A 13,788-nucleotide genomic window follows, 5' to 3' on the forward strand; every position below is an offset into this window, starting at 1 on the left:
GAACAGGGGCAGGGGATGTCCGACGCACTGCGGCCCATGGGGCGCACACGACTGTACGAGCAGGTGCTCGACCGACTGCGCTCCTTCGCCGCCGAGAGCGGTCTGGTGGCCGGCGACAGGCTTCCGCCTGAGCGCGACCTCGCTCAGCGCCTGAGAGTCTCCCGTGCCTCGGTGAAGCAGGCCATCGTCGTCCTCGAGGTGCAGGGGCTCGTCGAGGTGCGGCACGGAGGCGGCACCTACCTCCTCGGGGACGGGCTGGACGCCGAACCCGTCGAGCGGCTCGTCGAGCGCCGGCGCAGACTGCCCGACGTGCTGGAGGCACGGGAGGCACTGGAGACCAAACTCGCCGAACTCGCGGCGGAACGGCGCACCGAGCAGGATCTGACCGCGCTGCGGGCATCCCTCGCCCACATGGCGGCGGAGATCGCCGACGGGGGCCACGGCATCGAAGGCGACCGGCGCTTCCACGCCGCGGTGACCGCGGCCGCCCACAGCGCGCTGCTGGCGGAGTTCATGCGGTCCATCGCCGACCAGATCACCGAGAGCAGGCACGAGTCCCTGCGCCAGCCGCGGCGGCCCGGCCGCTCCCTGACCCAGCACCAGGCGATCCTCGACGCCATCGAGGAGCGGCGCGGCAAGGCCGCCGCGGCGGCGATGCGACGCCATGTCCGCACCGTCGCGAAGGTGAGGCTCCTGGACTGGAACCCCGAACCGGAGACCACCGACGGGACGTCCTGAGCCGTGCCGGGCGAGGGCCGGGCGGGTGCCGCCCTCCGCAGCGCGTGCGCCGCTTCTCGTAGGTCATGGGAAAAGCCCCCGCTGTTAACGGAAGCATGAGCAATGTTTTGGCAGGTCAGACGGCCAGAACTGGCGTAAAACGGATAACCCCAAGATTGGGGCTCCCCAACCGGCACATCGTGGGCTTAACTTATGTGTCATGACCTCCCCCCGCTCCACCTACGGCAGCGGCTACTACGCCGCGCCGTCGTTCCCCGACACCCCGATCTACGACTCCCTCGTCGCCGAGCGGGGGACCCCTCAGATCGCGCCGATCCGGGTTCCCGCCGCCTACGACACCGGCAACAGCTATCTGCCGGCTCTGCCGTCGGCACTTCCGGCGCTGCCCGCGGCCCCGTCGCAGCACACCGGGTCCTACGGCTACCCGCAGCAGGCGGCGCAGCCGCAGTACCAGAACGCCGGGATGCAGCAGGCGCCGACGATGCAGCCCGCGCAGCTGCAGCACGCCCCGGCGCCGTACATCCCGCAGCAGCCGTCGGCGCCCCGCGGCTACCAGCAGCAACAGCAGCGGCCCGGCACCGGTTACGAGGCGATGCGTCCCGCGTCACCCCGGCCCGTGCCCGCTCCCGCGCAGTCGCCGTACGAGGATCCGTACAACCGCCCGTACCAGAGCCGGGGCTACTGACGGGCGCCGCCCGCCGTTGTCGGTGACGGCTGGCAGGATGAGTGCATGCTTTCGCCTGCGCTCAGTGCCGTGCACATCCACCCGGTCAAGTCGCTGGCTGCCCGCGCCACCGACGAGGCCGTCGTCGAGCCATGGGGACTCGCCGGCGACCGCCGCTGGATGCTGATCGACAGCGGGAGCAGGGTCGTCACCCAGCGTCAGCAGCCGCGCATGGCGCAGCTGTCCGCCGAGCCCGTGCCGGGCGGCGGACTCGTGCTGTCGGCGCCCGGGAGCCCGTCCCTGACGGTGGAGGTGCCCGACCCGGCCCGCACGGTCGTCGCGGAGCTCCACCGGAGCAAGGTCACGACGGTGGTGGCCGCGGACGCCGCCCACGCCTGGTTCGGCGCGCGTCTCGGTGCGGAGGTCCGGCTCGTCCATCTCGACGCGCCGTCGCACCGCAGACCCGTCGATCCGGAGTTCGGCCGGCCCGGCGAGACGGTGTCGCTCGCCGACACGTTCCCGTTGCTCCTCACCACGCGTGCCTCGCTGGACGCGCTCAACTCGCTGGTGGCCCAGGGGGACCATCCGGACGAGGGGCCGCTGCCGATGAACCGGTTCCGGCCGAACGTGGTCGTGGACGGCACGGCGCCCTGGGCCGAGGACGACTGGAAGCGGATCTCGATCGGGGAGGTCGCGTTCCGTGTCGCCAAGCCGTGCGGACGGTGCGTCATCACGACCACCGACCAGCGGACCGGTGAGCGGGGCAAGGAGCCGTTGCGCACGCTCGCCCGGCACCGCCAGGACGGGAAGCTCCTCCTCTTCGGCCAGCTCATGGTCCCGGAGGGCACCGGTGTGATCCGGGCCGGGGATCCGGTGCGGATCCTCGGCTGACCACCCGGCGCGCCGGAAGCCGGAGCGGATCGGAACGGGGGGAGGCACGGGGGCCGTTGGCGGCGTGAGGTTGCTCTCTCTTCACCGTCGGAGGACGCAATCGCCGCCCTCCCGGGTTATCACGGACAGGGAAGGGGGTGCATGACTGTGCGAGCGGTTCTGGGAATCCGGCGGTGGCGGCACAATCCGGTGTGCCGGGCCACCGACCGGCACGAGGCATGGGTGGCGCTGACCGCGCTGCTCCTGATGCTGCTGGCCGCACCGGCCCTCGGCTGGAAGGTCGGCGCGCTCACGGACGACGCACTCCGGCGGACGGTGCGGGCCCAGCACGAGGAACGCCATGCGACCGCGGCCGTCGTGGTCCGCGCGGCCCCGGGCACGTCCCGCTTCGCCCAGGACCCCGAGGCGGCCGTCGCCGAGGGCTCCATGCGTACGTCGGTGGTGGCCGACTGGCTCGCCCCGGACGGTACGGCACGCAGGGGCACCGTGTCGACGGGGTCCACGGAGACCGCTCCCGGCACCCGGATCCAGATCTGGACGGACGACCGGGGCCGTCCCGCGATGCGTCCCATGGACATGTCCACGGCCCGCACCCACACGGTGCTCGCGGGCGTCGGGGCGGGGCTGATCGCGGGCGGTCTGACCGAAATCGCCCGCAGGCTCGTCGTATGGCGCATGATGCAACGGCGGTACACCCGGCTCGACCGTGCCTGGGCCGAAGTCGGCCCCGACTGGGGCAGAACGGGTACGGGCAGCTGACCCGGAGGGCGCAGGCTCCCCCCTGTATCCGGCTGACCAGTGGCCTTCGGCGGCCGACCCGTCAACTCGCGCCCGTCACGCGCGCTACGGTGGACCGGCCCGCCCGACTCCTCGGCAGGCGGGCCAGAGGGCTGCCGGCCGACCGGCGGTATCTGGGGACACGCACGAGGCAGCGCACACGGCACGAGGTGGGGGCACAGCAGCACCATGGCACAGGGCACGGTCCAGGTGACGCACACCGGCACATCGCGATGGCGGCGCCGTACGGGCGAATACGCATCCCTCACCGCAGCCCTGGAGGCCGCAGCGGACGGTGACGTCCTCACCATCGCCCCCGGCACCTACCGGGAGAATCTCGTCGTCCACCGCGCGGTGACTCTGCGCGGCCCCGAGGGGTCCGCGGGTTCCGTACGGATCGCGCCGGTCGACGGTGTCCCCCTGACCGTCCGCGCCTCCGCCGTCGTCCAGGACCTGCATGTGGAGGGCCAGGACTCGGCCGCCCCCGCGCTGCTCGTCGAGGAGGGCGCCCCCGAACTGTCGGATCTGCGCATCGTGACCAGGTCGGCCGCCGGCATGGAGGTGCGGGGCGCCGCCAGGCCGACCGTTCGCCGCTGCACGGTCGACAATCCGGCCGGGGTGGGCATCGCCGTACTCGACGGTGCCGGCGGCGTGTTCGAGGAGTGCGAGATCGTCTCGGCGGGTCAGTCCGGCGTCTCGGTCCGCGACGGCGCGCACCCCCGGCTGGAGCGCTGCCGCGTGCACCACTCGTCGGGGGCGGGGCTGAGCGTGACCGGGGAGGGCAGCGGCCTCGAGGCGGTGGGCTGCGAGGTGTACGAGATCAAGGGCAGCGGGGTGCAGGTCACCTCCCGCGGCACCGCGCACCTCACGGACTGCTCCGTGCACCGCACGTCCGCCGACGGGGTCACCCTGGACACCGACGCGGTCCTCACGCTCGCGGACTGCGACATCCACGACATCCCGGAGAACGCGGTCGACCTGCGCTCCCGTTCGGTCCTCACCCTCACCCGCTCCACCGTCCGCAGGTTCGGCCGCAACGGTCTCTCGGTCTGGGACCCGGGTACCCGCGTGGACGCCAACCAGTGCGAGATCCACGACAGTACGGGTGACTACCCGGCGGTGTGGGTCAGCGACGGGGCCACGGTGATACTCGACTCGTGCCGCGTCCACGACGTGCCCGACGCCCTCTTCGTCCTCGACCGGGGCTCACGCGCGGATGTCGTGGACAGCGACCTCACCCAGATCCGCAACACGGCGGTCTCGGTGAGCGACGGCGCCACCGCCCAGCTCGACGACTGCCGGATCCGCGAGGCCTCCACCGGAGCGTGGTTCCGGGACCACGGCAGCGGCGGCACACTCAACAACTGCACCATCGACGCGGCGCAGACCGGGGTCATCGTGACCAAGGGCGCCGACCCGACCATCGAGAGGTGCACGGTCACCTCGCCCGCGGAGGCCGGTTTCTATGTCTCCGCGGAGGGCCGGGGCACCTTCGACAGCTGCCGGGTCACGGGGAGCGACGGCTACGGCTTCCATGTGATGGACGGCTGCCGCTCGACCCTGACCCGGTGCCGGACCGAGCGGTGCGCACGCGGCGGATACGAGTTCGCCGACGGCTCCGGCGGCGACGGCAACGCCGGCGGTCCGGTGGCGCGGGACTGCACCAGCGACGAAAGCGGCCTGCGCGGCGCCACTCCCCCGCCCCCGCCGGTCCTGACGGCGACGCAGACCACGCCCGGGCTGCTGGGTGCGATGCCGGGGCAGCGGACGGCCGAGCCCGCCGCCGTCCCCGCGGCGCCCGCCGAGCCGGTGCGCGACTCGGGCGCCGTGCTGGGCGAGCTCGACGCGCTGGTGGGCCTCGACAGTGTCAAGCGTGAGGTGCGGGCGCTGACCGACATGATCGAGGTGGGCCGGCGCCGCCGGCTGGCAGGTCTCAAGGCGGCGTCGGTGCGCCGGCACCTGGTCTTCACCGGCTCCCCCGGCACCGGCAAAACAACGGTGGCCCGGCTGTACGGGGAGATCCTGGCCTCGCTCGGTGTCCTGGAGCACGGCCATCTCGTGGAGGTGTCGCGCGTCGATCTGGTCGGCGAGCACATCGGGTCCACCGCCATCCGCACCCAGGAGGCGTTCGACCGGGCGCGCGGCGGGGTCCTGTTCGTCGACGAGGCGTACGCGCTCTCGCCCGAGGACTCGGGCCGCGACTTCGGCCGGGAGGCCATCGACACGCTCGTGAAGCTGATGGAGGACCACCGCGACGCCGTGGTGGTGATCGTGGCCGGGTACACGCACGAGATGGAGCGCTTCCTCACTGTCAACCCCGGTGTGGCGTCCCGTTTCTCACGGACCATCACCTTCAGCGACTACGAGCCCGAGGAGTTGCTGCGGATCGTGGAGCAGCAGAGCGACGAGCACGAGTACAGCCTGGCGGAGGGGACAGGGGAAGCACTGCTCAAGTACTTCACGGCGCTTCCCAAGGGCCCCGCCTTCGGTAACGGCCGAACGGCCCGTCAGACCTTCGAGTCGATGGTGGAGCGGCACGCGGGCCGGGTCGCCCAGCTTCCCGAACCGACCACCGAGGACCTGACCATGCTCTACCCCGAGGACCTCCCGGCGCTTCCCTGAGCGGTGCTGCCCCGGCCCTCCGCACCCGCCTGCTGGGGCACGACGGGCTCGAGCCGTTCCAGGAGCGCGGCACGCTCGACGGCGAAGACCGGGTCGGCCTGGTAGTCCGAGTGCCCGAGGATGGGCTCCGGCAGCGGGTGTTCGGCGGTGCGCCCGTAGACCAGCGGATCCTTCAGCGGGCCCCGGTCCACTTCATGGCCCGGCCCCTCGTCGATCCTGACGGGGCCGCCGATCGGGTCCGTCGAACGCCAGAGGTTGCGCCAGCAGTGGACGGACCGGTGCAGCCCTTCGAGGGGGGCCCGCCCGAAGTAGGCCGGGAACCAGCGCCCGTACAGCCGCTCGATCGGGGAACCGTACGTGAGCAGCGCGACCCGGCGCCGGGCGGAGTCGGGGAGCTGCCACACCGCCGCCGCGGCGAGCACACTTCCCTGGGAGTGGCCGGAGATGACGAGCCTGCCGCGGGTGCGCCCCGTCCAGGCGCACATCCGGGACGAGAGGTCCGGTACGGCCCGCTCCGCGTAGCAGGGCGGTGCGAACGGATGGGCGGCACGCGGCCAGAACGTACCCACGTCCCAGAGGATGCCGATGGTGCGCCGGGCGGAGACGTCACGGTAGGCACGGCGTCCCCAGGTGACGAGCAGTATCACGCCGAAACCGGTCATCCAGGAGCCGGTCGACTGGGCGGTCTCGGCGACCGACTCGACGAACGGACCCGTGCCGTCCGTCGCGAGGCCGGGAACCTCGCCGGTGAGCCAGGAACCGGTCACCGCTCCGGCGCCGAGCAGCAGCGTGGCGGCGGAGAGCAGTCCGAGGATCCCGGGCGCGGAGTCGGTGAGCGCTGCGGTGGCACGGGTGAGGGCGATCCGCCGGGTGCGACCGGGCTCGGGGTGCTTCTCCTCGTACTCCGCCTCGATGGCGGGACCCAGCCGGCGGGCCCGGCGCACGGTGCGGACGGCCAGCCAGATGACGGGCGGGAGCAGGAGCAGCAGCAGGACCGGGATGACGGAGGCCTGCCAGCTGAGGAGCACGGGCGGGCCCTCTATGTCCGCGCCCGCACCCATGCCGGGCGTGCCGGGGCCGTCGAGCCAGTCGGCCACGCGCTGGGCGATCCCGCCGGTCATCACCCCGCCGAGCGCGCAGGCGAGCGTGGCCACCGCCGGGCCGCCCAGACCGTGGAGGGTGGTGCGCGGCTCGGGGGCGCGCCGGTACAGGCTCAGTGCCACCACGGCGAGTACGGAGACGAGCAGGCCCTGGCCCAGGGCGAGCGTGCGGAAGACGGCCTCTCCGGAGAGGGCACCCGAGGACACCCAGCCGGGGCGCGACCAGCCGGCGTACACCACCGCGCCGAGCAGCAGGGCGAGGGCGGCGCCGGGCAGGAAGGTGGTGACGGCCCGGTCGAGCCGGTTGTCGAGGCGCCGCTCGCTGCGTCCCCGGTGGCAGACCACCGCGACGACGACGAGTCCGCACAGGGCCAGGAGGGTCTCGAACAGGACCCCGGTGGCCGGGGGTACGGGACCGTCGGCGGCCCGGTCGTGCCGGGCCGCCGTGCTGCCGACCGCGGCCGCGACCGTGAGGAATCCGGCGGCGGTGTGCGCCGCGCGCAAGCGGGCCACCAGCCTGCGTCCGTACCAGAAGCCGGGCCTGCCGAGGGCCGGGCGGACGACGGGGGCACCGGACTCCGCGGCCGCATCCGTGTCCGCCTCCTCGTCCGTCTCCGCGCTGTCCGGCTCGTCCCAGGTCAGGGAGCGCTGTGACTCGTAGGCGGTCCAGGTGCGGTTGGACAGGTACCAGAGGAGTCCCACCAGGGCGGCGGGCACGAGCGCCGCGACGGCGAGGCGGCGTCCGGGCTGGGCGAACCAGCCGTCCTGCCGCGTGGAGAGGAAGCCCAGCCAGGACCGCTGCGCGGAGCACTCGGGCGTCCCCGCGCACTGCCAGGCCACCAGATCGAGGGCGACCTCGCAGACCGCGGCGGTCAGGAGCACGGTCAGGCTGAGCGCGAGGAGCCGCACCAGCACCCCGTAGAGGCGGACCGTCCGCTTTCGCCCCTGGGCGGCGGGCCGCATCCAGTGGGCGAGGTTGACCACCATGAAGGGGAGCAGCAGCAGCCACAGGGCGCGGGAGCCGTTGCCCGAGGTGAGGTTGGACCAGGAGTAGGCCTCCGCGATGGGCCCGTCCCGGTGGCGCTCGGGGTGCTGTTCGGCTCCGACGTCCTCGGTGCGCCGGTAGATGGCGGCCGTGGCGTCACCGGTGATCCGCGTCGTCCGCGGATCACCGAGCATCTCCTGCGGAGTGGTTCCGCCGACACCGTGGACGAGCAGTTCCAGTGCGACGCCGCTGCTCTGCGCGGCCTCGGCCTTGGGGGCAGGGGGCAATGTCGGTGACTCGCTCTCTGGTCCTTCCGGCTCGCGGCCGGTGGGGCGGCTGTTCGTCCGGAACAAGCTGGGCTGCGCGCGGGACGAGCTGGGCTGATGCGCAGTCACCACCATCCCCGACGGGAGCCACCCGCCGCACCGGCTCTCACCGAATCTCCCCAGTGGGACGGCTCGTAGGCGTGCGTGGGAGGATGTGGGAGTCCCGCAGGACCGCTGCCGGACCGTGCGGACAGAGCGAAGGACCGGGGCCCGGCGTTGAGCGAGAATCAGAACCTGCTCGCGGAGCAGCGGCGTGCGCTCATTCTGGACGATGTGCGCAAGCGCGGCGGGGTCAGGGTCAACGAGCTGACCCGCAAGCTGAGCGTCTCCGACATGACCATCCGCCGGGACCTGGACTCCCTGGCGCGCCAGGGCGTCATCGAGAAGGTCCACGGCGGAGCCGTGCCGGTCGTCGAGGCGAGCACGCACGAGCCCGGTTTCGAGGCCAAGTCGACGCTGGAGCTCACTGCCAAGGAGGACATCGCGCGCACGGCGGCCGGGATGGCGTTTCCCGGCAGCGCGATCGCGCTCTCCGGCGGTACGACCACGTTCGCGCTGGCCAGGCATCTCGTGGACGTGCCGGGCCTGACCGTGGTGACGAATTCGGTGCGGGTCGCCGATGTGTTCCACGGCGCGCAGCGGCCGACCGCGGCGGGAGGTGCGCGGGCCGGTGCGGCCACAGTGGTGCTGACCGGCGGGGTGCGTACGCCTTCGGACTCGCTCGTCGGGCCGGTCGCGGACCGCGCGATCGGCTCGCTCCACTTCGACGTCCTGTTCCTCGGCGTGCACGGCATCTCGGTCGAGGCGGGTCTCTCCACGCCCAATCTCGCGGAGGCCGAGACGAACCGCCGCTTCGTGCAGGCGGCCAGGCGCGTCGTCGTGGTCGCCGACCACACCAAGTGGGGGACGGTGGGACTGAGTTCGTTCGCGGCGCTCGACGAGGTCGACGCCTTCGTCACGGACGCGGGTCTGCCTGACACGGTCAGGCAGGAGATCGAGGAGCACGTGCCGGGCCTGGTGGTGGCGGGCGGGCCGGCGGACGAGTAGTCCGACGGCGGGTGCGGCCCCCGCCTTCCGTTCCTGGGCTCACAGGCGGCGGACGTCCTAGGATCGGACTGTGGCCGTATTCCGCATAGAGCGTTTCACTCCCCTCCCCGCCGCCGAGGCGTGGCGACGGGTGACCGACTGGGAGCGGCACGGAGGGACCGTTCCGTTCACCTCGGTCACCGTCCCCGGGGGTCTGCCCACCGGGACCGGGACGGTCTTCGTGGCCCGTACCGGCGTGGGGCCGCTGGGTTTCGACGACCCGATGGAAGTGGTGCGGTGGACCCCGCCGGCCGCCGGCCGGGCGGGGCTGTGCCGGCTGGAGAAGCGCGGTTCCCTGGTGCGCGGCCGGGCGTCGATCGACGTATGCCCGACCGGTTCGGGCTCGCATGTGATCTGGGTCGAGGAGCTGCGTGTGAGGCTGCTTCCGCGCTGGACGGATCCGCTGCTGGCCGGCGCGGGGCGGCGGGTCTTCGGCCGGGTGCTCGGCACTCTGCTCGACGACTGAGACCCGGCCGCACGCGCCGGGCCGGCGGTGCGGTGTCAGCTGGGACCTTCGTCCAGGAGGGGCGGCGAGGAGTGCGATGCGGTATCCCGGACTCATGGGTGTGCGGCGATCGATACACGGACTCCAGGGCGGTACCCGGCGGACCCGGGCCTTCGTCGCGGTGCCCTTCGCCCTGATCGCCATCGTGACCGTGGTCGACATCGTGGTTCCGCCCGATGTGCACCTCGGTCCGTTCCTCGTGGCGGCACCGGCGCTCACCGCGTCGTTCGCCGGGCCGCGCCTGACGGCGTTCGTCGGCGCGGTGGCGGTGCTGGCCCAGGCGGTCGTGGCGCTGGCGCGCACCAGCATCACCGATCTCAATCACATGTACCAGATCGCCGCTCTCTTCCTGATCTCGGCGATCGTCACGTTCTTCGCCCACCTGCGGGAACGCCACGCGGCGGAGATGGTGCAGCTGCGCACCGTGGCCGAGGCGGCCCAGCGGAGCGTGCTCAGGCCCCTGCCCGGCCACAGCGGACCGCTGCGCCTCGCCTCGGTCTATCTGGCGGCCGAGGAGGGCGCCCAGCTCGGCGGTGACCTGTACGCGACCGCGCGCACGCCCCGGGGTACCCGGGTGATCATCGGTGACGTCCGCGGCAAAGGCCTCGACGCCATCAGCAGTGCTGCCGGTGTCCTCGGCGCCTTCCGTGCCCTGGCCCGCCAGGAAGAACATCTGCCCGGCCTGGTCGCCCGGCTCGAGTCGAGTGTGGCCGCCCACCAGATCGACTCCCTGGCCGAGGCGGAGGATCAGGCCGATGACCAGCACGTCGCCGAAACATTCGTCACCGCGGCCGTACTCGACATTCCGGACGCGGTGCAGGAGCTCCGTCTCGTCAGCTGCGGACATCCGCCGCCCCTGCTCCTGCGGGCGGGCCGGGTGGACGCCCTCGACGCGACGGAACCGGCTCCGCCCCTCGGGGTCGGTCCGCTGACCGCGGGGGGCCACAACGAGGACGTGTTCGCCTTCCGGGCCGGTGACGTGCTGTTGCTGTACACGGACGGGGTCACGGAGGCGCGGAACGGCTCGGGAGACTTCTACCCGCTGGCCGAGCGGGTGGCCTCGTGGCCGGGTATGGGGCCCGAGCCGCTGCTGGAGCGGGTCTGCGCCGATCTGCTGCGCCACGCGGGTGGCCACCTGGGGGACGACGCCGCCCTCGTCGCGGTGGAACGGCTTCCAGGTCCGGGGTGAGCGGCCGCCCGGCTCAGGCGGGCCAGGTGCCGGTGGCCAGGAAGTGGTCGATCGTCTCCGTGTACGGCCGGATGTCCAGCCCCTGCCCGCTCAGCCACTCGTCCGAGTAGTACTTGTCGAGATAACGGTCGCCCGGGTCGCAGAAGAGCGTGACGACACTCCCGGTGCTCCCCCTCTCCACCATCTCGGCCACCAGCTTGAAGGCGCTCCACAGCCCGGTGCCGGTCGAGCCGCCGGCCTTGCGGCCGATGGCGCGCTCCAGTACCCGGACGGCGGCGACGCTGGCCGCGTCGGGCACCTTCATCATGCGGTCGATGGCTCCGGGCACGAAGCTCGGCTCCATCCGGGGTCTGCCGATGCCTTCGATGCGTGAGCCGCAGTCGCTGGTCGCCAGCTGGTCGTGCCGGGTCCATCCGTCGAAGAAGCAGGAGTTCTCCGGGTCCGGCACGCAGATCCGTGTGTCGTGCTGCATGTAGCGGACGTAGCGCCCGATGGTCGCGGAGGTCCCGCCGGTGCCGGCGGTGGCGACGATCCAGGCGGGTTCGGGATACCGCTCCAGCCTCAGCTGCTGGTAGATGGACTCGGCGATGTTGTTGTTGCCCCGCCAGTCGGTTGCACGCTCGGCATAGGTGAACTGGTCCATGTAGTGACCGCCCGTCTCGGCCGCGAGGGCCGCCGACTCCTCGTACAGCCGGCGGGAGTCGTCGACGAAGTGGCACTGCCCGCCGTGGAATTCGATCAGGCGGCACTTCTCGGGGCTGGTGGTCCGGGGCATCACCGCGACGAAGGGCACACCGATCAGCTTCGCGAAGTACGCCTCCGAGACGGCCGTCGACCCGCTGGAGGCCTCGATGACCGGTTTGCCGCGGCGGATCCAGCCGTTGCAGAGTCCGTAGAGGAAGAGGGAACGGGCCAGCCGGTGCTTGAGGCTGCCGGTCGGGTGCGTCGACTCGTCCTTGAGGTAGAGGTCGATGCCCCAGTGTTCCGGCAGCGGGAAGCGCAGGAGGTGGGTGTCCGCCGAACGGTTCGCGTCCGCCTGGACCTTACGCACCGCCTCCTTGAGCCAGGCCCGGTAGTCCGGGTCGCTCCGGTCGACGTCGACGGTCTCCATGACGCCACCGCCAGGTGTGTGCTCACTGGTGTCCATCAGCGGTCTCCTTCGGGTGACGGCGGTTCTCCGTAGGCCCCACGATATTCCCCCCACCTGCGCAAATGTTTACTTTGGCGACCCATAGGCCTCCCTTGGCCCGGGCGTCCCGCCGGCACGCCCGGACGCGTGCCCGATCCGGGCCGCGGCCGGAATCGATCGCGGTGAGGCCTGGCGTACGGGACCTGTCCACGGGCAGAATTGCAGAAGCCGGTACAAGGGGGGCGAAGTCGCCATGGCCGAGACAGAATTCAGCCCTGCGGATTTCGGCGCGCGGGAGTTCGGCGCGGTGCAGTTCAGGGCGAGCGATGTCAGGATCCGCCGTTGGGCGCGGTCGCTGACCAGGGCCGGCCAAGTGATCGTCGAGGACGGCCGGATAGCGCTGCTGACGAGCGACGGGCGGGAGATCGCCAGCGCCCCGGTGACCGCGGTGAGCGCCGGGAAGCCGTGGTTCCTGGCCGCGGACTCGGCGGTCACGCGGATCAACGGCGTGCGGTACCGGCTGACCATGGGCCAGCGCAACCGCAGACCCGGCGGGGCGGCGCCGGTCCGCAGATTCCTGAAGGCGCTGCGCAGCGCCGCGGGACAACGGGTCTGACGCTACGGTCCGGTACGGACACCGCGAGTTGCGGAGCCCAACCCCCTGAGTCACGCTGGTCACACGTCACTGATGGTGCACCGGCGGTGACAGCGAAAGCTGCCCCCGCCGGGAGCCACGCAGGGCGGACCACGCATGACCAGAAACAGCAGTCAGCCATCTGCTGGATCCGTTCCTTCGTCTTCTTCCGGACCTATTTCGGGGAGTCGCAGCCGTGATCAGCGAGCCAAGCAGGCACTGCGCGGTGGAGCTCCAAGCCCTGCCGTCGCGGATCGGTCAGGTCCGCAGAATCATTTCGGCGCAACTGCGCTACTGGCATCTCGATCCTCTGATCGACCCGGCAGCGCTCGGTGTCACCGAACTGCTGACCAACGTCCACCGGCACGCACAGCCGGACAAATCATGCACCGTCGAGATCGAGCTGCTGCTCGACCGTCTGACGGTCTCCGTCCACGACCACGACCCCCGGCTGCCGACCGTGTGCGACGCCGATCAGTCCGCCACCTCCGGGCGCGGACTGGCGATGATCGCCGCGTTCAGCGAGAGCTGGGGCATACGACCGAGCGACGACGCGGGGAAGGCCATCTGGTTCACCCTGCCCGCACCGTCGTTCACCACCGCTCTGCCCCCTCTCCCGGTGTACGGGTCGACGACCGACGGCCCCTTCGGCTCGGACGTCGCGGGGCTCATGGAGCCGACGGCAGCACGGAAACGGGCCCGGTCGGCCGTCGTCGGCTGACGGGAAGGCGGCCGCGCACCTACCGCGCACACAGGAGCGCGTCGATCCTCCCGGACCGGCGCGCTCCGCTCCGTTCGCGCCCGGAGCCTCACCCGCCTTCCGCTGTCACGCCGGACCGTCCTTGTCGTAACGGCCGTAGGGCTCGTCGAGGACGGAGAGCCTCCGCCAGTACTCGTCCTCGTCGATCTCACCCGCGGCGAACCGCCGGCCCAGGAGATCGATCGGCGAGTGCTCACCCGTGGACCCGCCCCGCCGGAGTCCGTGCGGCTGCCAGGGCCCCGGGCGGCCGCGCCTGGCGGTGCGGCGCAGCAGTGTGATGACGCCGACGGCGACGGCCGCCCAGATGAGGGGGAAGAGGAGAATCCAGGGCCCGGGCCCTCCGTAATGCGCCAGGGTGTTCATCGCGGTCAGCTCCTCGGTC

At 72.1% G+C, this 13,788-nt stretch carries 13 protein-coding genes; 10 read left to right on the forward strand and 3 right to left on the reverse strand.

Annotated features, from left to right (window positions below; genetic code table 11):
• The first annotated feature begins 15 nt into the window (after positions 1-15).
• The 5 genes from ACIQM3_RS09645 (at position 16) to ACIQM3_RS09665 (ending at position 5,692) form a co-directional block, all read left to right on the forward strand.
• Positions 16-738 carry a FadR/GntR family transcriptional regulator gene (locus ACIQM3_RS09645; RefSeq protein ID WP_401621234.1) on the forward strand — a complete coding sequence of 241 codons (723 nt, stop codon included), beginning with the start codon at positions 16-18 and terminating at the stop codon, positions 736-738.
• Positions 739-937: 199 nt separating this feature from the next.
• Positions 938-1,423 (forward strand): DUF6643 family protein, encoded by a 486-nt coding sequence (locus tag ACIQM3_RS09650; RefSeq protein WP_401621237.1) that lies wholly within the window; start codon positions 938-940, stop codon positions 1,421-1,423.
• Between the two features lie 45 nt (positions 1,424-1,468).
• Complete coding sequence (locus ACIQM3_RS09655; RefSeq protein WP_401621240.1) at positions 1,469-2,293, forward strand: MOSC domain-containing protein; 825 nt, start codon at positions 1,469-1,471, stop codon at positions 2,291-2,293.
• Positions 2,294-2,434: 141 nt separating this feature from the next.
• Positions 2,435-3,052, forward strand: coding sequence for a hypothetical protein (locus ACIQM3_RS09660; RefSeq protein WP_401621242.1), 618 nt, complete (start codon positions 2,435-2,437; stop codon positions 3,050-3,052).
• Between the two features lie 207 nt (positions 3,053-3,259).
• Positions 3,260-5,692, forward strand: a complete 2,433-nt coding sequence (locus ACIQM3_RS09665; RefSeq protein WP_401621245.1) for a right-handed parallel beta-helix repeat-containing protein — start codon at positions 3,260-3,262, stop codon at positions 5,690-5,692.
• On the opposite strand, the gene ACIQM3_RS09670 is transcribed toward ACIQM3_RS09665, so the two are convergent.
• Positions 5,662-8,064 (reverse strand): hypothetical protein, encoded by a 2,403-nt coding sequence (locus ACIQM3_RS09670; RefSeq protein WP_401621248.1) that lies wholly within the window; start codon positions 8,062-8,064, stop codon positions 5,662-5,664. The two genes, ACIQM3_RS09665 and ACIQM3_RS09670, sit on opposite strands and share 31 nt — an antisense overlap.
• Before the next feature lie 255 nt (positions 8,065-8,319).
• Between ACIQM3_RS09670 and ACIQM3_RS09675 the strand changes: the two genes are divergently transcribed.
• From ACIQM3_RS09675 to ACIQM3_RS09685, 3 genes are all read left to right on the forward strand, one after another.
• Positions 8,320-9,150, forward strand: coding sequence for a DeoR/GlpR family DNA-binding transcription regulator (locus tag ACIQM3_RS09675; protein ID WP_401621251.1), 831 nt, complete (start codon positions 8,320-8,322; stop codon positions 9,148-9,150).
• A gap of 70 nt (positions 9,151-9,220) precedes the next feature.
• Complete coding sequence (locus tag ACIQM3_RS09680) at positions 9,221-9,655, forward strand: SRPBCC family protein (protein ID WP_401621254.1); 435 nt, start codon at positions 9,221-9,223, stop codon at positions 9,653-9,655.
• Positions 9,656-9,731: 76 nt separating this feature from the next.
• A complete protein-coding gene (locus tag ACIQM3_RS09685) occupies positions 9,732-10,883 on the forward strand; it encodes a PP2C family protein-serine/threonine phosphatase (RefSeq protein ID WP_401621256.1) in 1,152 nt (383 codons plus the stop codon).
• 13 nt (positions 10,884-10,896) lie between these two features.
• Here ACIQM3_RS09685 and ACIQM3_RS09690 read toward each other — a convergent pair whose 3' ends face one another.
• Positions 10,897-12,030: a PLP-dependent cysteine synthase family protein gene (locus ACIQM3_RS09690; protein ID WP_401621259.1), complete on the reverse strand. Its 1,134-nt coding sequence runs from the start codon at positions 12,028-12,030 to the stop codon at positions 10,897-10,899.
• 235 nt (positions 12,031-12,265) lie between these two features.
• Between ACIQM3_RS09690 and ACIQM3_RS09695 the strand changes: the two genes are divergently transcribed.
• Together ACIQM3_RS09695 and ACIQM3_RS09700 are read left to right on the forward strand one after the other, a co-directional pair.
• Positions 12,266-12,628: a hypothetical protein gene (locus ACIQM3_RS09695; RefSeq protein WP_401621262.1), complete on the forward strand. Its 363-nt coding sequence runs from the start codon at positions 12,266-12,268 to the stop codon at positions 12,626-12,628.
• Positions 12,629-12,842: 214 nt separating this feature from the next.
• Positions 12,843-13,367 carry an ATP-binding protein gene (locus tag ACIQM3_RS09700; protein ID WP_401621265.1) on the forward strand — a complete coding sequence of 175 codons (525 nt, stop codon included), beginning with the start codon at positions 12,843-12,845 and terminating at the stop codon, positions 13,365-13,367.
• A gap of 105 nt (positions 13,368-13,472) precedes the next feature.
• On the opposite strand, the gene ACIQM3_RS09705 is transcribed toward ACIQM3_RS09700, so the two are convergent.
• Complete coding sequence (locus ACIQM3_RS09705) at positions 13,473-13,769, reverse strand: SHOCT domain-containing protein (protein WP_401622382.1); 297 nt, start codon at positions 13,767-13,769, stop codon at positions 13,473-13,475.
• Positions 13,770-13,788: the final 19 nt, after the last annotated feature.

Origin of the sequence: Streptomyces sp. NPDC091271, from assembly GCF_044757505.1 — a bacterium.
Classification (GTDB): domain Bacteria; phylum Actinomycetota; class Actinomycetes; order Streptomycetales; family Streptomycetaceae; genus Streptomyces.